This window comes from Streptococcus sp. 2018WUSS126 (assembly GCF_044427425.1).
In the GTDB taxonomy this organism is placed as follows: domain Bacteria; phylum Bacillota; class Bacilli; order Lactobacillales; family Streptococcaceae; genus Streptococcus; species Streptococcus hashimotonensis.
The window spans coordinates 162,683-183,162 of record NZ_JAOTGB010000001.1; the positions used below are offsets into that span (position 1 = coordinate 162,683).

The 20,480-nt window shown below is 42.7% G+C and carries 9 protein-coding genes and 2 pseudogenes; 10 read left to right on the forward strand and 1 reads right to left on the reverse strand.

Going from position 1 to position 20,480, the window contains the following annotated elements; translation table 11 throughout:
• Positions 1-25: 25 nt before the first annotated feature.
• On the reverse strand, positions 26-1,816 hold the full coding sequence (gene pepF, locus ODU34_RS00850; protein ID WP_105179178.1) for an oligoendopeptidase F: 1,791 nt from the start codon (positions 1,814-1,816) through the stop codon (positions 26-28).
• 166 nt (positions 1,817-1,982) lie between these two features.
• On the opposite strand from pepF, the gene ODU34_RS00855 reads away from it, so the two are divergent.
• From ODU34_RS00855 to ODU34_RS00900, 10 genes and pseudogenes are all read left to right on the forward strand, one after another.
• Complete coding sequence (locus tag ODU34_RS00855) at positions 1,983-2,321, forward strand: ATP cone domain-containing protein (RefSeq protein WP_002935455.1); 339 nt, start codon at positions 1,983-1,985, stop codon at positions 2,319-2,321.
• A gap of 339 nt (positions 2,322-2,660) precedes the next feature.
• A pseudogene (locus tag ODU34_RS00860) lies at positions 2,661-3,624 on the forward strand (IS30 family transposase).
• 137 nt (positions 3,625-3,761) lie between these two features.
• Complete coding sequence (nox, locus tag ODU34_RS00865) at positions 3,762-5,129, forward strand: H2O-forming NADH oxidase (protein ID WP_105179111.1); 1,368 nt, start codon at positions 3,762-3,764, stop codon at positions 5,127-5,129.
• 180 nt (positions 5,130-5,309) lie between these two features.
• The gene (pcrA, locus tag ODU34_RS00870) at positions 5,310-7,589 is read left to right on the forward strand and encodes a DNA helicase PcrA (RefSeq protein ID WP_105179110.1); all 2,280 of its coding nucleotides are present in this window, start codon (positions 5,310-5,312) and stop codon (positions 7,587-7,589) included.
• A gap of 2 nt (positions 7,590-7,591) precedes the next feature.
• Positions 7,592-7,978, forward strand: coding sequence for a hypothetical protein (locus ODU34_RS00875; protein ID WP_105179109.1), 387 nt, complete (start codon positions 7,592-7,594; stop codon positions 7,976-7,978).
• Positions 7,979-8,230: 252 nt separating this feature from the next.
• Positions 8,231-8,914, forward strand: coding sequence for a class B sortase (locus ODU34_RS00880; RefSeq protein ID WP_105179108.1), 684 nt, complete (start codon positions 8,231-8,233; stop codon positions 8,912-8,914).
• Position 8,915: 1 nt separating this feature from the next.
• A complete protein-coding gene (locus ODU34_RS00885; protein ID WP_105179107.1) occupies positions 8,916-9,515 on the forward strand; it encodes a hypothetical protein in 600 nt (199 codons plus the stop codon).
• 205 nt (positions 9,516-9,720) lie between these two features.
• Positions 9,721-10,194 (forward strand): annotated as a pseudogene (tnpA, locus tag ODU34_RS00890) (IS200/IS605 family transposase).
• Between the two features lie 221 nt (positions 10,195-10,415).
• Positions 10,416-19,619 (forward strand): DNRLRE domain-containing protein, encoded by a 9,204-nt coding sequence (locus tag ODU34_RS00895; RefSeq protein ID WP_398578277.1) that lies wholly within the window; start codon positions 10,416-10,418, stop codon positions 19,617-19,619.
• Entirely contained in the window at positions 19,619-20,146 is a 528-nt protein-coding gene (locus tag ODU34_RS00900; RefSeq protein ID WP_024393939.1) for a hypothetical protein, read from the forward strand. The genes ODU34_RS00895 and ODU34_RS00900 overlap by 1 nt, the downstream gene beginning before the upstream one ends.
• Positions 20,147-20,480: the final 334 nt, after the last annotated feature.

Below are 20,480 nucleotides of genomic sequence, written 5' to 3' on the forward strand. Positions count from 1 at the left end.
TATAAGTTCAAGCCTTTTATTTGTCTTAGATGAGAGATTCTAATTTGTCAACCAATGAACCAACATAGGCAATGGTTTCTTTGAGTGGCTGGTCAGTCGAAACATCAACACCAGCGTGTTTAGCAAGGTCTTGGGCAGAAAGACTTGCACCGAGTGACAAGGTTTCCAACCATTTTTCAACAACTTCTTCAGGATGTTCTTCCAGTTGTTTAGCCATAGCCGTACCGATGGTCAAACCAGCAGAGTAGGTATATGGATACAAACCAATGTAGTAATGTGGTTGACGCATCCAGATAAGACCTGCATCGTCACCGATTTCAAAGTCTTCACCCCAGAATTCCTTGATGACATCCAACTTGATTTGGCAGAGAATATCACCATTGAGGTATTCTTCATTGTCCAAACGAGTGTAGACTTCACGTTGGAAGGCTGCTTCAAGCAAGTGAGTCACCATGTTGTGGAAGTAAGTACGGCTGATCAACTCGCTAATCAAGTAAGCTTGGAAGCCAGGGTCTTGGTTGTTTTTCAAAAGGGTGTTACATGTCAAGACTTCATTTGCAGTAGAAGGGGCCTCGATGAAGTAGAGGGATGGATCGTAGCTGAGGACGCTTTGTTTCTTAGCCAATTGGAAATGACCAGCATGACCCAATTCGTGAGCCAATACCAAGACCTCGTTCATCAAACCTGTCCATGAAAGTAGGATATAGGATGGTCCATCGTAAAGAGTAGCACAGAAGCCACCAGTAGCCTTACCTTCGTTTTGAGCAAAGTCAATCCAACGCTCATCAAATGATTGTTCAATCATTTTCACATAATCTTCACCAAGAAGGCCCAAGCAGTCAATCAAGAATTGTTTGGATTCTTCTGGAGTAATGCGTTGGTTGTATTCAGATGGTAGACTGATTTTCAAGTCAGCATGAGTGATTTTATCCAAACCATGAGCCTTGGCAACCAGTTTGACATAGCGACGCATGTGAGGAGCCAGTTCTTTCATGATGACATCAATTTGACGGTCGAAGAGGTCGCGGGAGACGTTTTGACTATGCAAGAGGAAGTCAATCGTATTGTCAAATCCACGCAGGCGAGCTTCGATTTGCTCGTTTTTGATATGAGACAAATAAGTTGCGGCAGTTGTATTCTTGTATTTCTTCAAGGTTGAATAGAAACCAGCAGCTGAATTGCGACGGATTTCGGTATCATGGCTAAGTTCATAATCATTTTCAAAGAGCACATAGCTATTGCCGAGCGTTTCGCCATTTGCCTCGAAGTTATCAAAGGTCATATCTTCAAACTTGGTCACACCGTAGTTATTATATGGCTGACCAAAAGTTGGGGCGAAGTTTGAGAGAAGTTCTTCTTGTAGCGGATGGAGTTGATGCGGCTTGTCTCGTAAAATAGCATCGAAGAAAGCAGCCCATTGTGGTTGTTCTTCTTTTAATTCAAGAAGAAAGGCTTCATCTAACTGACCAAGTTCTGAATAGAGGAAATCTCGTTGAGGACGTGCCTTGGCAGAAACGAGGTCGTATTCGTTGGCCAGGCTCGCCAATTCAGTATTCATCTTGTCAACTTCTAATGGCAAAAAGGCATAGTGGGAAAGTCTGCTATCAAGAATAACGATTTTTTCGTATTCTGTTAAGGCGGAAACGATGGTATCCTTATCAGTTAATTTCCCTTTGTAATTCAATTCGAAAACTGTCACTTGCTTAGCGTAGGCTGCTAAATTTTCTTTGTAGTTATCAGGGGTCGGAAATAGAATGTCCGTATCCCAAGTTAATTGCACATCAATTTCTTGACGTTTAGGCATTGCGTTTGTCATGATTTTCTCCTTATTTCATTTTAATAGGTCCATTATATCATACTAAAGGGCTTTCAGCGAAAATAAGCCAAGGCAAAATTTATGAAAAAGAATACTTGACAAAATACACAAAAACCTAGATAATGTAAGTATGAAAGGGTTTACTGAAAACCAGAAAGGAGCTTTTATGCAAGTCATTAAACGTAGTGGAGAGATTGTTGAATTTGACCCAGATAAAATCTACCAAGCCATCATTAAAGCTGCACAGACAGTTTATGTCATTGATGAAACTTGGCGGAAAAATCTTGCACAGGTCACAAAGAAAGTAGTGCTTGACTTGGAAGAAGCTCATACAGAGCGACCAACGATTAGCATGGTTCAGTCGCAAGTTGAACACCGTCTTTTAGATGCAGGGTATATTTCTATTGCTGAGCATTACATTTCCTATCGCTTGCAACGTGATTTGGAACGTAACGGCTATGGCGATAAGATTATTGTACATCTGCGTTTTGAACAAGTACGTTAAGAGAAACCTAGAGAAATCTAGGTTTTTTGCTTTTATATATCTTTACATTGTTTAAAGAAAATAGCATTTCAAAAACTTTTTGAAAGTTCTATAATGAAGTTAGCCACCTTACCTTAGTCAAGAATTAGATGTTTCACTATGTTTGAGTAAGTTGATGATTTCATTTGATAACAGGTTTGAAGCTGTTAGGCTAGGTGACCAAGGCTAATTATAGCCTTGGTTTAGCTGAAAAAACAGGTTCAAGGGTTCCTGTTGTCAAATGAAATCTGATGTAAGGTATAAGAAAACACCTCTGTGCTATACTTGTTGTTCACCACAAACACAAGGAAAGGCACAGAGATGCAAGAACATTATACCCCAAAAGGGAAACATTTGACAATAGATAACCGTCGCTTGATTGAGCGGTGGAAGAATGAAAATAAGTCCAATCGTGAAATTGCAGGCTTGTTAGGAAAGGCGCCTCAAACGATTCATAATGAAGTCAAAAGAGGTACAACTTTACAACAAGTGAGAAAAGGGCTATACAGAAAGGTCTATTCTGCCGATTACGCACAAACTGTTTACCAATCCAATCGAAAACGGTCGGTGAAAAAGTTAATTCTAACAAAGGAAATCAGAGAGAAGATCTTACACTATCATAAGCAAAAATTCTCGCCTGAAATGATGGTTAAGAAGAAGCAAGTGAAAGTTGGTATTTCAACCATCTACTACTGGTTTCATACTGGTCATTTAGGATTGACGAAGGCCGACATGCTTTATCCCAGAAAAAGGAAAGGTGTCAAGAAGCAAGCTAGTTCGAACTTTAAGCCGGCTGGTAAATCAATCGAAGAGCGACCGGAGGTCATCAATCTGCGCTTGGAAAACGGTCATTATGAAATTGATACCGTCCTACTGACTAAGGTTGACTAAGGTGAAAAATTATTGCCTGTTAGTCTTAACCGACCGGCGGAGCAGACACCAAATTATAAGGTTAATTCCAAATAAAACTGCGGAATCTGTCAATCAGGAGCTTACGTTACTATTAGGGGAGAATCGTATTCTGTCCATTACTGCAGATAATGGTTCGGAGTTCAAACGATTGTCTGAGGTATTTCCTGAGGAACATATCTACTACGCACATGCTTACTCTTCATGGGAGAGAGGTTCAAATGAAAATCATAATCGATTGATTCGGAGATGGTTACCTAAAGGAACCAAGAAAACGACTTCGAAAGAAGTAGCTTTTATCGAAAATTGGATTAACAACTACCCTAAAAAATGCTTGGACTACAAGTCGCCAAGTGAATTTCTTTTGGGTGGCTAACTTCAACTTGAAATTTGGGTTCAAAAACTTTTTGAAAAAAATGTGATATTCTGAGCATATTTTTTGAAATCGGTAACATTTGTATTGTATAATATAGTTCGTAAAAAAATATATTTTCGAAAGTGAGATTTTACATTATGGCTAAAATCGTTGTTGTCGGTGCTAACCATGCTGGTACTGCCGCAATCAAAACTATGTTGACAAATTATGGTCAAGAAAACGAAATCGTTGTATTTGACCAAAACTCAAATATTTCATTCTTGGGTTGTGGTATGGCTTTGTGGATCGGTGAGCAAATTGGCGGTCCTGAAGGACTTTTCTACTCAAACAAAGAAGAGTTGGAGAGCTTGGGCGCGACAGTATACATGGAATCACCTGTTACAAACATTGACTATGATGCCAAAACAGTTACAGCGCTTGTAAATGGTCAAGAACATGTTGAATCATTTGAAAAACTTCTTTTCGCAACTGGTTCACAACCTGTCTTGCCACCAATCAAAGGTGCTGAAATCAAAGAAGGTTCTCTTGAATTTGAAGCAACTCTTGAAAACTTGCAATTCGTTAAATTGTACCAAAACTCAGCAGATGTTATTGAAAAATTGAAAAACAAAGACATCAACCGCGTCGCAGTTGTTGGTGCTGGTTACATCGGTGTTGAGCTTGCGGAAGCATTCCAACGTAAAGGTAAAGAAGTAGTACTTATTGACGTTGTGGATACATGTTTGGCTGGGTACTATGACCGTGACTTGTCAGACCTTATGGCTAAAAACTTGGAAGAGCATGGTATTAAACTTGCCTTCGGCGAAACTGTTAAAGAGGTTGCTGGTAATGGTAAAGTTGAGAAAATCATCACTGACAAGAACGAATACGATGTTGATATGGTTATCTTGGCTGTTGGTTTCCGTCCAAATACTGCATTTGCAGGTGAAGGAATCGAGCGCTTCCGTAATGGTGCCTTCCTTGTAAACAAACGCCAAGAAACTTCAATCCCAGGCGTTTACGCTATCGGTGACTGTGCAACTATCTACGACAACGCTACTGGTGACACAAGCTACATCGCTTTGGCTTCAAACGCAGTACGTACTGGTATCGTAGCAGCTCACAATATCTGTGGTACTGACCTTGAAGGTATCGGTGTACAAGGTTCTAACGGTATCTCTATCTACGGTCTTAACCTTGTATCAACTGGTTTGACACTTGAAAAAGCTACTCGTCTTGGTTTGAACGCTGCTGTTACTGAAGTAACAGACAACCAAAAACCAGAATTCATGGAGCACGGCAACTTCCCTGTTACTATCAAGATTGTTTACGATAAAGATTCACGTCGTATCCTTGGTGCGCAAATGGCTGCTCGTGAAGACATCTCATTAGGTATCCACCTCTTCTCATTGGCAATCCAAGAAGGTGTAACAATCGAAAAATTGGCCTTGACAGACTTGTTCTTCTTGCCACACTTCAACAAACCTTACAACTACATCACAGTAGCTGCCTTGGGTGCTGAATAATCAATTGAATACAAAAGCTCAGAGATGACTCTGGGCTTTTTTGGCGCTTGCTACTAATGACCCTCCAAATTTGGAAATTCATCGCTCAACGATTTGTTGATCTTTCTAATTTACCACCTGCCCTAAAAATGATTTTTTGGTATAATGGAGAGAATGATTTTTTAGAGAGTGTAAGAGAAAATGAACCCATTATTAAACGGAATGAATGACAGACAGGCAGAAGCGGTACAGACGACGGAAGGTCCGCTATTGATTATGGCAGGGGCTGGTTCGGGTAAGACGCGAGTTCTGACCCACCGAATCGCTTATTTGATTGATGAAAAAATGGTCAATCCTTGGAATATCCTAGCCATTACCTTTACCAACAAAGCGGCGCGTGAGATGAAGGAGCGGGCCTACACTCTTAATCCTGCTACGCAAGATTGTTTGATTGCTACCTTCCACTCCATGTGTGTGCGGATTTTGCGTCGGGATGCTGACCATATCGGTTACAACCGTAACTTCACCATTGTGGACCCAGGTGAGCAACGCAGTCTCATGAAACGGATTTTGAAAAATCTTAATTTAGATCCGAAAAAATGGAGTGAACGTTCTATCCTGGGAACCATTTCTAATGCCAAAAACGATTTGATTGATGACAAGGCATTTGAAGCCCAGGCAGGCGACCTATACACGCAGATTGTTGCTAAATGCTACACGGCTTATCAAAAGGAACTAAGACAGTCAGAGGCCGTTGACTTTGATGATTTGATCATGTTGACGCTCCGACTTTTTGACCAAAATCCAGAGGTCCTGACCTATTACCAGCAGAAATTCCAGTATATCCATGTCGATGAGTATCAGGATACCAACCATGCCCAGTACCAATTGGTCAAGCTCCTGGCATCACGTTTCAAGAATATCTGTGTGGTCGGTGATGCGGACCAGTCTATCTATGGTTGGCGTGGTGCGGATATGCAAAATATCCTGGACTTTGAAAAGGATTATCCAGAGAGCAAGGTTGTGCTTTTGGAGGAGAACTATCGTTCGACCAAGAATATCTTGCAGGCTGCCAATGAGGTCATCGAAAACAACCGCAATCGCCGTCCCAAAAAACTCTGGACACAGAATGCCCAAGGGGATTTGATTACCTACTATCGTGCCAGAGATGAGAATGACGAGGCGATTTTTGTCGCAGGGCAGATTGACCAGTTGCACCGAGAAGGCAAGGCTTATAAGGATTTTGCAGTTCTCTATCGGACCAATGCCCAGTCCCGTACCATTGAAGAAGCCCTACTCAAATCTAATATCCCTTATACCATGGTTGGAGGAACCAAGTTCTACAGTCGTAAGGAAATCCGTGATGTGATTTCTTATTTGAATATCATTGCAAATCCATCGGATAATATCTCCTATGAACGCATTGTCAATGAGCCAAAACGTGGCGTTGGACCTGGTACGGTTGACAAACTCCGTAATTTTGCGACCAGCCACAGCATGTCCCTGCTAGAAGCTTCTCAGGATATTATGTTATCGCCGATTAAAGGGAAGGCAGCACAGGCAGTCTTCGACCTAGCCAATCTCCTCTATAACCTTCGCAATCAATTAGACAACTTGACGGTTACCCAAGTAGTCGAGGCAGTATTGAACCAAACAGGCTACATCGATGTCCTTGCCGCACAAAATACGCTGGAAGCCAATGCTCGCATAGAAAACATCCAGGAATTCCTTTCTGTTACCAAAAACTTTGATGAAAAGGATGCTGAGGAAGAAGAGACAGGTCTGGATCGGTTGACACGCTTCCTGCTTGATTTGGCACTGATTGCGGATACAGATGATGGCGATACAGAATCTTCAGAAGTGACCCTCATGACTCTCCATGCGGCCAAGGGTCTGGAATTTCCAGTCGTTTTCTTGATTGGCATGGAGGAAAATGTCTTCCCACTCAGTCGTGCAGCAGAAGAAGAGGACGAATTGGAAGAAGAACGTCGTTTGGCTTACGTAGGCATCACCCGTGCTGAGCAGACCCTCTACCTGACCAATGCTAATTCCCGCCTGCTCTTTGGTCGCACCAACTACAACCAACCAAGCCGCTTTATCCGAGAAATCTCCAGTGACCTCCTTGATTACCAGGGACTCGCTCGTCCAGCCAATACTAGCTTTAAGGCTTCTTATGTCAATGGCAGAGCGACACAGTTTGGACAAGGTATGAGTTTGCAACAGGCCATGCAAAGTCGAAAAGCATCCGTACAACCATCTGCCAAGCTCGGAGGCAGTATGCCCTTCGCATCAAGTAACAAATCGTCTGGCTCAGGCACCAACTGGTCAGTTGGTGACATCGCAGTCCACAAGAAATGGGGACGTGGGACAGTCCTTGAAGTATCAGGCGCAGGCAGCAACCAAGAACTCAAAATCAATTTCCCAGAAATGGGCCTCAAAAAAGTCTTGGCAAGCTTAGCACCGATTAGTAAGGAAGAGTAGGGATGAATCTTCAGGTACAATTTTTTCAAAACGATGTTATAAAAGCCATCAAGGGAGGAGTATATCAAATTTCGCTTCAAAAAGTTGATGGTGAACGGCGGGTCTTGTATATCGGTGAATCATTCTCTATGCTGATAAGATGTGCACAACATTTATATCAGTTAAGAAAATACCCAGAGTATTTAGGTATGACCACTGAAATCCTTTGTGATCAAAACCTTATCTTAATGTTTGAAATTCTAGAGCTTGAAGAAGCGATGGGAGTCAGAAGAAATAAAGAAAAGGAATACATTAAGAAGTGTACACCCTTGTTACAGAGTGGACTTAGTGATCGTATGCTATCCATTCCTAGGAAAAAAGAAGCGGTGGCTAATTTTCTGGAAATATAGATAGTGCTTAAAATACAATGCATTAAATGTGTTGTATTTTTTTATTTATAATCTTCGAAAATCAAAATTATCCGTTGTCAACTTGCCTTGATGAACTCCAGTTCTATCTTCAGCTTCGTTTCCTAGGCTACTTTTGATTTTCATTGAGTATCATTTGTTACTTGGTGATATGTTTGTAGATTTGTAATTTTTTTCAAAAGAGTCACACTAACCGATAAACTTGTGGTAAAATATTATGGAAAAGGAGATATTGTGAAAAGATTTAGACAATTATTTGGACTAGGACTTCTAATAAGTACTGTGTTCCTATTCCTGTACGGGATAGGTGATTTGGAAAAGACTGAAGAACGACGTATACAGAGTAAAAATCTTGAACAAACGTTTCAAAAAAACTCAGATGCCTATGCTTGGATTCGGGTGGAAGGAACGAAAATTAACTACCCTGTTCTACAACATCCTACAGACGACGCCTACTATTTAACCCATGATGCAGAAGGAAATGAGACTCAGTATGGTGCTATTTTTACTGAAAGGGTAAATCAGACTAGTTTTGAGGATCCTGTGACGATTATCTATGGACATGCCATGCGTGATGATTCCATGTTTGGTAGCCTAGACTATTTAGCGGAGCCTTCTACATTTGAATCAATCCAGACAGTAACTATTACCAAAGACGGGAAAGACTTTCTATACCAGATTGTTGCAGCATATTCCTTTACTGATGATCACTTGTATCACACCTATGGGCTAGGGGATACGAAGCAGGTGGAGTCATATGTCTCTCTGTTAGAAGTCTGGGCAAATGAATATGGTGGATTCTATCGCTCGTTTGATTTTGATGTTACTCGGGATAAGTTATTGATTTTATCTACTTGTGACGTGGTAGGAAATGAGAGACGGTTTGTAGTTCATGCCGTCAGAAAAGGAGGAAGCTAACATGGTTATTTTTAAAGAGAATAGAAAATTTTTTGAGTTTGCGATTGGATATATTTTTGTGGGTATAGGGCAAAAATTGATGGGAGTCGGTCTATTGAAACCCTGGTCTGAAAATGATCCGGTCCTTTTGTGGCTAGGGCTGGTAGGACTTTCCTTGTTTGGGATTGGATTATTTTTTATTGGAAAATTAGCCATTTGGTTTCTAAGGCAGTTCAATCAGGAGCAACGAGTAGCGAAAGTTGTTGGTCTAGCATTAGCAGTTAGCGTGCTTGGAGGCTTGCTGCTTGGAGGATTAGGGCAGCTAATCTATGATTACACTTCATTTGGCTATCAAGAAGTAAAAAATGCCATCTGGTTAGTGACGAGCCTATTTCAGACATTTATCAAAGTAACGGTCATCTTTAACCTGTATTGCTTTTATAAAGATAGTAACTTTTCTTGGAAGAAGGAGAACTTCCGAAGAATAATTGCCATTGTCTTACTGGTAATTCTTATAACAGCCAATATCGGGTTGATATGGTCTGCCATATCAGACATCTTGTTGGGACTTGCAGATATGATTGTTATTTTAGGGACAGTGTATTATTTACTTGAAAAATAATTAGGATGATATATATGAAAAAGAGAAGAAAAATTGTTAGTTGGCTGATGCTTTCGACTATTTTATTATGGCTTCGAGCCAGTTTTTCTCGTAGAGAAAAACAAGAAAACCACCAGCTATGCTGGTGGCTGACAAGGCTTTGAGCTTCCATTTCTTTTTCCTGTTATAATCTAATTGTTCAGGTTAGATAAAGGAGGAAAAAGAAATGGCTAAAACCAGTTACAGTTTATCACATACCAAATGGATGTGCAAATATCACATAGTTTTCACACCTAAGTACCGTAGAAAATCCATTTACTACAAAATTAGACAGGACTTAATTGATATTTTCCGTCATCTATGTCAATACAAAGGCGTGGAAATTATTGAGGGACACATGATGCCAGACCATGTTCATATGCTTGTCTTGATACCCCCAAAACTTTCGATTTCCGATTTTATGGGATATTTGAAAAGCAAAAGTGCTCTAATGATATTTGATAAACATGCTAACTTAAAATATAAGTATGGAAATTGAAAGTTTTGGGCTAGAGGCTACTATGTTAGTACCGTTGGACTGAATGAAAAGACAGTTGCGAAATATATTCGCGAACAGGAGAAAAATGACATTGCACTTGATAAATTGAGTGTCAAAGAGTATGAAGATCCATTTTCAGATGGTAGTTTTAGAACGAGATAAAAGCCCGTTGTTACGGGCATTAGTCAAGTAATTATAGCACTAACCTGAACGAAGTTCAGCGAACGTCTTTAGACGTCGCTGGAGAGAAACGGCTTATAGCCGGTGTACAAGCCACCCGTTTTCACGGGTGGTTATGACTGGCCAATAGTCCCCTGGTCTATGCGCAGGAAATTCAAGAAATTGTTGAAACTTCGCAAAGTCAGGCTTATTATGAAGAAGCAGTGGAGGAAGCGCGTGAGTCGACTGTCGGTGGTGATAATGCAAATACAACCAATGCATCAAACTCCGACCAGACAACCGCAGCAAGTGCCACTGATGGCGGAGATGCCATTCAGCAGCCTAAAATCACTGAAGAAGGGCAAAATCCAGAAGAGGCAGCTTTACGGGCGCAGTATGGAGAACCAGTTCTCGAAAGTGGTCAAGAACAACTTTACAAGGTGGACGAGACACGCTTTGTGACCTATATTGGTAGCCAGGCTAAGACCTATATTGACCACGAGGGACGGGAAGTTCCGATTGACCTTGATCTGTATTCCTATCATGCGGATGGCACGCATTATTATCTACCGAAAGAATCACCTGTTGATGTAGTGCTTCCCGCTAAGGTGACCGAGACTACGCCGATTGATGTTATTAGTCAGGAAGATAAAATATCGCTCTATCCTTTGGATAAAACCTACGAGCATGCGACTGTAGAGGACAACGCTATCCTTTATAATAACGTTGACGGTGCGACAGATGTCCAATATACAGTACAGTCAAACGGCGTTAAAGAAGAAATCGTTCTGAGTAAATGGGAAGAAAAGAACCGTTTTACTTACGTTTTAGAGGCAGGAAATTATGATGTAAGTCTTGAAACCAATCAAGTCTTGGTTCGCCAAAAAGGTAAAAAAGAAATACTTTTTGTCTTAAATGCTCCTCTTATGGTGGATGCTGCAGGAGAAACCAGTCAAGATATAAAATTGGAACTGGCTGAAAAAGATGGACACTACCATATTACTGTCGTCGCAGGGAAAGAATGGTTGGCAGATCAGGCACGTCAATATCCTGTTCGTATCGATCCAACCATTACTGTCCCACGAGAAAATATACTAGATTCTGTAACGAGTTCGGTCCACGGTCAATATCAGGGATATGCTTATGGTTATATTGGATATATGACGGTCGAATCCATAGGAATGAAAAGATTCGCAGACGTTAAGGACATCGGTCGTAGTCGTATGTATTTTAAGGTCAACTATGACTTTAAGCAGAATATTCCTTCAGAAGCTAAAATTGATAGCGCAACACTCAATCTCTATGAGTACACTGCACCTGGAAATCAGGGGACACAGTTTGCTGCCTATCGTTTAACAGAAGATTTTAATATCAACACGGTGACTTGGAATTCATCCGTCAATCTAGGTCGAGAAATTGCAGGTGAAAATGCCATTTCCGAGAAAAAGGTTGGGATGCACAACTTTGATATTCGTGATGCGGTCAACGGCTGGGTACAAGGACTCTATCCAAACTATGGTTTAGTTGTCGCTGCAACAGATGAGGGAGCAGATGGCGGTGCCTTTTATACGACTGAAGCCACAGCCTCCAATGCTGGTCAAATTGGCTTTAGTCCTGAAAAAGCGCCAAGCATTACGATTAATTGGTCCGTCCCAGATCCAGTAGATATCAATTATGCTATCGGTGATACGACTATCAATCTCCGGACAATGGTGAAGACAGATAAGTCTGGTAAACTCCAATTCCAAGGAGTTTTTGCGGATGGTCTGACTAGCCCTGCTGCACAGGTTGGCTACCAGCTCAGTGACCCTGCTAAGAATTATACTGGTCAGAGTACAGCCAGCTTTTCATACAAATACCCTGACACGGCTTCCTTTATTTCAGCATTTGAAAAAGGAACGACACAATACAAAGATAAATTGTCTAACTGGCAAACGCTCGTGCTGTTTACAGAGCCTGAATTAAATACGCTCTACACCATCGATGCGGAAAGCCAGAAAGATGGTCAAACGAGTGGGAAGAAGAGTAGTGACTCTTTCATCATTTACAAGGTAACCCAATATGATACTCTTCCTAAGATAGCCAGCTATTATGGCGTACCGCTAAAACAGATTGCCTTTGACAACCGGATTCAAGATATGCTTCTGGTTAAAAACAACACTCTCTTTATCCGCAATCCAAGTAAAAATGCGAACAAGCCTTATAACCCACCTGCTCTGACTGATAAGGTCAAAGCAGACGTGGATATGCTGTTGATGGGGCGTGGTTTACACTGTGAATTTGGTTTTGAACCGATAAATCTTAATACAGGTAATTTCTACTTAGAACGAACAGATGTATCTATCTCAGACCTAGGTGGAGACTTTGCGATTGTCCGCAATTATAACTCCAAAGCAGCAGGTATCAATAGTCTATTTGGTCGAGGATGGTCTTTTGCCTTCAACGAACAACTTTCACTTGATGACGAGGGCAATATTAACTATATCCGTACAGATGGTTCTATTTTGACCTTTATCAAAGAAGGTGATATCTATAAGGCGCCAGAGGGCTATGATCTAACCTTGACGGTAAAGGAAATAGAGACTAAAAAAGCTGATTTTGGGAATGGCGAAGAGGATTACGCTGTCAAGGAATACCACATTACCGATAGCAATCAGCAGGAAAAATTCTTCAATTTCCATGGGCTCTTGACCAGTCAGACAGATGAAAAAGGGAATAAAACTAGCCTTTCCTATAACGAACAGGCTCAACTGACTAAGATTACATCACCGACAGGTCTTGTATATGGTGTGACCCAAAATGATTCAGGCTATATCGGAGCGATCCAGTTACCGAACGGTTCGACATTAGCTTATGACTATGATGAAGCAGGAAATCTTATTTCTTACACGGACGCAGCAGGAGCTAAGACACGTTACGACTATGACGAACAAGGGCGGATGATAGCTTGGTATGATGCCAATGGGACCAAGATTATCGAGAATGTCTATGATGAACAGCATCGTGTCATCCAGCAGACCGACGGAACAGGAGCAGTCTCCACTCTTTCCTATAGTGATGGACAGACAGTAACGACAGATGCTAATGGTCAAGTGACGACTTATACCTATGACAAACATTATCGTACAACAGCCATTACTTATCCTGATGGAAGCAGTATTCGTAAGGCTTATGACGATAATAACCGCTTAGTGAGTGAGACCAATGAATTGGGTCAAACGACTAGCTACACTCACGATAGTCAGGGAAATATTCTCACGGAAACTCGTTTTGACGGAGCGGTCAAAACATCTACTTATGACCAAAACAACCATCTCCTTTCTGTAACAGATTTTGCAGGACAGACTACTAGCCATACTTATGATGCGAAAGGAAACCTTCTTTCTACAAGTTTGGCAGATGGTACTAGCATTACCCACACAGTTGATGAGCAAGGACGCATTCTTTCAACCACCGATGCTCTAGGAAACACAGTCCAGTTATCCTATGATGGGGCTAATTTGGTCAAAGTGACCAATGCAGCTGGTGGAGTGACTACTCTTACCTATAACGCTCATAATCAAGTCACCTCCATCACCAACCCTCGTGGTGGTGTGACAACGATGACCTATGATGCCGAAGGTCGTAAACTAAGTGAAAAAGATGCGGATGGTGTCGGTACAAGTCAGACATTTGACCCAGCAGGGCAAGTGATTGCAGTGACCGAAGGAAATGGGAATACTAGCAGTTTTACTTACGATGCCTTTGGACGCAAGATTGCGGCAAGTAACGGTGAAGGTGGTCAGTATAGCTACGAGTATGACAGTGTTGGGAACCTCCTTCGTTTGACAGATGCCGAAGGCCGTACGACGAGCTATAGTTATGATAGCAGAGGTCGTCTCCTGACAGAGACGGATGCTGCTGGACAAACGGTGCATTACAAACGTGACGCAATTGGTCGTGTCTTGGAACGGACCAATGAAGCTGGTCAGACAACATCATATACCTATGATGAGACAGTCAACCAAATCGCAAGCATTACAGATGCTTTAGGGCAGGTGACCAGCTATAGCTATGACAAGGCAGGGAATGTGACTCAAGTCACCTACCCAATTGGTACGAGTACGACCAGCACTTACGATGCTTTAGGTCGTCGTCTCAGCTACCAAGACCAAGCAGGCCGCACGGTTAGCTATACCTACGATGCGCTAGGAAATAAACTGACCGAAAGCCTGGATGAACGTACGACCAGCTATAGCTACGATGCACTTGACAATGTGACCAAGGTCATCTATCCAGATAAGACGAGTGTTTCCTACCGATATGATAGCATGGGAAATGTTCTCGAGCAGACAGATGCCAAGGGCATATCCACTCAGTATGACTATACTGCCGCTGGTCGTTTGAGCAGTACGACAAATGCTCTTGGTCAAATAACCACGATGACCTATGATGCGAACGGAAATCAAATCAGCTTGACCGATGCGGCAGGAAATACTGCCAGCACACGCTATACAGGGCAAAACCAAGTTGGTCAAGTCACCGATGCACTTGGTCATACAACTCACTTTAGCTACAACCAAATGGAGCAACTTCGTGAGGAAATTGATGCTCTAGGTGGAAAAACAAGCTATCAGTATAATGAACTTGGCTACCTGACCCAAGTGACCAATCCAAATGGTCATGCAACTCAGTTGAGCTATACCCCAACGGCTCAGGTTAAAGAAGTTATCCAGGCAGATGGTAGTAGTATTGTCAATGAATACGATGCTCTTGATCGCCTCATTAAGCAGACGCAATCTAGTGGTCTCGTTACTGAGTATAGCTATGATGCTGCCAATCGTCTGATAGCTGCGAAGGATAATCAATCTCTAAATGAAAGTTACACCTATGACGTAGCAGGCAATCGCCTGACGACAACCAACAGCCTTGGTCAGACCACAAGCATGACCTATGACAGCTACAATCAGTTGACCAAGGTCACTTATGCAGATGGAAGTAGTGAAAGCTACACCTATGATTTATCAGGTAATCTAGCGACTAAGACGGATGTAGAAGGACATGAGACTAGCTACCATTATGATGAAAATGGAAATTTACAGAAGAAGGTAGACCATCTTGGACGTGAAACCAGCTACAGTTATGACCAACTCAACCGTGTCGTGACAGAAACGGACCCTGAGGGGCATGAGACCAACTACGAGTACGATGTGCTGGGGAATGTCGCAAGTGTCACAGATGCCAACGGACACCAATCTACCTACGGATACGATGCTAATGAACGCCTGGTTCTATACAAAGATCCAAAGGGACAGGAAACTGTCTTGAAATACGACCCACTCGGTCGCTTACTGGAGACGGTGGCTCCTACAGGTGCCAGCCAGACCTACACCTACGACGCAGTGGGCAATCGTCTGTCTGAAACAACAGGCGAGGGAAATACCACTAGCTATACCTACGATAGTCTCAACCGTCTACTTAGCCTAACCAAGCCAACTGGCGGTAAGACAAGCTATACCTATGACCAAACTGGTAGTCTCTCGACAGAGACAGACCCGAGTGGGGATGTGACAAGCTATGTCAATGACCTCTACGGTCGTGCGACCAGTCGAACTCTTCCAAATCAGGCGACTTTCAGCTATAGTTATGACGCTCTTGGTCGTCTGGAGAAACAGACAGCGCCACAAGGCTTGTCCAAGACCTATACCTACGATGTAGCTGGTAATCTTATCAAGGAAGTAGACCAGTCGGATCGAGCGACTAGCTACACCTACGATGTTGCCGGTCGTCTCTTGGCGGAAAAGAATGCTCTGAATCTAGAAAAGACCTACGTCTACGATGAGATGGGCAATCTGACCAGCATCACCAGTCCGAGCGGTGCTAAGACCAGTCTGTCCTATACGAAGCTGGATCAGCTTAAAACGATCACCAGTCCGACAGGCCGTGAGACGGAGCTGAGCTATGATCCTGTAGGGCAAGTGACCAAGCGAGTCATCAATGGTAAGAGAGAGACAACCTATGCCTATGACCCGAATGGCAACCTCCTAGAGGAAGTTAACCCACTTGGTCAGGTGACCAAGCGGACCTACGACGCAGGCAATCGTCTGACAGCCGAGACCAATACCGCAGGTCAGACCAGTCTCTATAGTTATGATAAGGATAACCGCCTAATCAAGGTATCCAGTCCTACAGGCGCAAGCAGTAGCCTCACCTATGATGGCAATGGCAATCTGACCAGTGTTCTCTCAGGAAGCAAGCGCCTTTCCAGCTACACCTATGACCAAGAAGACCAACTGCTGACCGCCACCAAGGGAAGTGGAGATGAAGCATCAACCAGCAGCTACACTTATGATAGTGTGGGCAATCTCACCTCCATCACCAATGGCAATGGTCAGGTGACGAAGTATAGCTATGACCAGCTAGGAAATGTCGTCGAAAAGATGAATGCGCTGGGAGACAGCGAGACCTACACCTACGATGTCAATAACCAACTCTCCAAGATTACTAAGGCTGATGGTCAGACCATTAGCTATGACTACAACAAGCTGGACCAACTGCTGACCAAGAAGACTTCTACCGAGTCAGAAGGTCAGGTCCTCTACAGCTATGATGCGGATGGTCGTAGAGTGGCGATGAGTGACTTGACGGGTCAGACTCGCTACGCTTATAATGAAGAGGGTGAATTGACCGGTGTTCGTCAGGGTGATGGCAGTCTGATTACCTACACCTACGACGACTATGGCAATATCACCAAGATGGTCTATCCAGATGGTAGCGAGGTAGCCTATAGCTATGACGAGCTCGACCGCCTGACTAAGGTGACCGACCGTGACGGCAAGGTGACCACCTACGCCTATGATAAGGCTGGTGACATGACCAAGATTGAGCGTGGAGACGGCACGACAAGTGCTCTGACCTACGACGCAGCCCATCGTGTGACAGAGATTGTTCATCGTGACAAGAAAGGCAAGCTGATTTCCAGCTATGCCTACGAGTACGACGATGGCAACTACATCGCCAAGGAAACCATCACGCAGGATGGGGAAACTCTGGTCCAAACTTACACCTACGATAGTCTAGGGCAAATCGTCCAGATGACCGTTTCAAGTAAGGATGGCAAGGAACTCTCTACCTTCAGCTACACCTATGACCATGCAGGAAACAAGCTGACCAGCACGGAGACGGTGGACGGTAAGAAAAGCAAGACAGAGTTTAGCTATGACGCCGAGAATCGCCTGCTTGAAATGAAGTCTGGCGACAAGACCATCACCTACACCTATGATAAGAATGGCAACCGCACATCATCTGGTGCTGGTGATGCCAAGCTGGACTATATCTATGACACGGAAAATCGTCTCTTGGCGGTCAAGGATAAGGAAGGTCTGCTTTTCGCTGCCCTCTATGATGGGGATGATAACCGTGTCTTCACTGCCAGCAGGACCCAAGCGACCAACACCTACCAGCTCTTCAAGCGCAAGCCAGCGGATAAGAAGCACAAGTCTCCGTATACTGCACCAGATGGCGAAGCCAACAGTCTCTTCTGGTATGGCTTCACGCAGAATGTCGTCCAGTTCTTCTCGAGCTTCACGACCAGCGAGGGCTATGACTGGATCGATACCTTCGATACCGTCTCAACTGCCTACCATCAGAAGGTAGCCAAGGACCGAGCGACGGAAGAAGGGCTTGTGGTCAATCCGCCAAGCGAGGACAACCTACCGGGTGAAGATGAAGTGCTCTACAGGAGTCAAGTGCAGGATGTTCTCATCCCTTACACGACCAAGGAAGACACCTACAACTATTACGAGACACGAAACTACGTCAACGACGTCAATCAGCAGCACACCCAAGTCCTGCAAACCTATGACGACCAGCTCCAGAAACGGGAGACCTATGGCAATGGCAGAGCTACCTATACTAACGAGAGCACTGGCGACAGCTATCACTATCTGACCGGCCAGTCTGGCTCTGTGACAGGTCTAACTCAGAATGGACAGGCAGTCACAAGTTCAAGCTATGCCCTTTACGGAGCAACCAAGCAGACCACAGATACCACAGGCAACCCATTTGCCTACAATGGCGAAGCCCGTAACATCACAGGTCTGGACTACCTTCGTGCACGATACTACGATAGTCAAGCAGGCACCTTCCTGACGGCTGACAGCTACCCAGGTAGTCAAACAGACCCGCTCAGCCAAAACCTCTACACTTATGTGCAGAACAACCCAGCCAACTACACCGACCCGAGTGGGCATATCCGCTCACCGCATGCCATGTTTGATGACCGATTTGGTGGTAAGGTCTATGATAGTCCAAGACCTCTGATTAACCCAGATGATGGCACGCTTTATGCACCGAGCACACCTCAACACAAAGCCCATCAAATCCGTCAGAAACAAACAGGAAACTACTCATACGTCTATACACCGAAGGTGTACAGCAATACCCCAATCATCAAACCGACCAGTTATGAGCAGGCGCAGGCACAACGTGACCGAGCAAGAGAGCAAGTACGCGTCGAACAACGTCGCCAGCAAAACATCAGAAATGAGTATAGCAGGGCTACAGGTTCCAAAGGTATGGCTAAGTTGAGGGAGGTCCAGAATCTCATTAAGAACTGGGGCAAGGCGCTGGAGGAAACTCTTAAACACGTATGTAATCCTCAGACTACGAAAGGTAAGGATTCAGGTTCTCGAAACAAGCCAAATATTAGCATTGCGGATTTCCACAAGATTGAAGAAGCTAATAAGTATGGATTGACAGTGGCTCAAAAAGAGCGCATTGATAAAATGACACTGGATCAGTATCTTCAATCTCCGCAAATGACAGCGGAAGAAATACTATATGCTCGTCAGGTTAAATTTGCTTCCTATACAGAAGCAAGAAAAGACGTATTTCCAACGTTTGTTGCAGAGTTAAGCGGATGGAATAACATTCAGCGTCTGAAAGATGGGGTTGATCCGACAACAGGTGAACAAGCGAATCGCTGGTTTGCAGCAGGGGAGCTCTCTCTTGATTTAGCAAGTAATCTACTACCATTTTTGAAAGCTGGAAAAATTACCCAATTAGGTAAGATTCTAGATGCAACTGATGATTTAGTTGATACGTTTGATTATGTTAGTGATGTTGCAAAAACTACAGATAAGTTGGATGATGTTGAGGATGTTGGTGATGTTGCTAAAACACTCACGGCAGACGATATCATTTTTAGTGATAAATTTTCGAAGAGTAATTATTCTAGTCAAGTTTTAGACAGAGGTTGGAATAATCAAAAAATCGCAGACACTATTAATAATCCCGTTAAAACGACCTCTGGATATAACAAATATACTAATAGTAGTGTAACTAACTATTATATTGATGAAATACATTATGTTGCAGTCGACGATAGCACAAAGAAGGTTATTCAAATTTCGGACTTAAATAATCCTAACTGGAAAGGACCTAGATAATGATTGAAAAACCAAAAGGTAGAATCAATGAGATTGTATATTTCCATACAACTGATAGTGAATCCCAAAATAGAATCTATCCGAATCTTATACAATTATTTATATTGTTAGATGAGATTTTAAAAGCGGATGAGACGACTTCTTCGCTTCATGTTACACCATTTTATGTAAATGAAATGTTAAATTTTCAAGAGGAATTTGATATTGCACATCTTTATATAGAGACCAAAGAAAATGTAACATTAATTGAAAAAGAAGAGTTTGCAAAAAAAAACATGTTTTGGCTGACACCCGAATCTGATTATAAAATACTAGATAAATACATTAATTTAGATGATATGAAACAGATGTATTTTTTGGTAGAAAAAGCAGATATTTTGGATTTTAAAAAAAGTATTCATGCTTATATGTCCTTTTTAATGCAAAGAGGTATACCACAAATGATGGCGTGGCTATACGATATGTACGACTTTGATAAGGAATCAATACCCTATGGCTATTTTTGTTTTGAAGTATTATCACATTAGTAGATGGAGTATTCAGTTATAGGAGAGGACTGCGGTTATACGAAATCATCTAGATTTCCTAGGTGATTTCTTTTTGGTGTGGTAGAATAAATGTCTAGAGCTTTAAAAACAATATATCATTTAAAACTGTCGAGATAGCTCTGATATTTTCGCAAAAGCTAAAAATTCTTAAACACGTATCCACACTTATAGCTCAGTTTTAATGGATAAAGGAATACCATGAATGATGGCGTGGTTGTATGATATGTGTGACTTAGACATGGGAACAATATCTTATGGATAAGTTATGGCAAAATAGTAAGGATGGTTTCTCATCGTTGGAATTTCAGTTTAA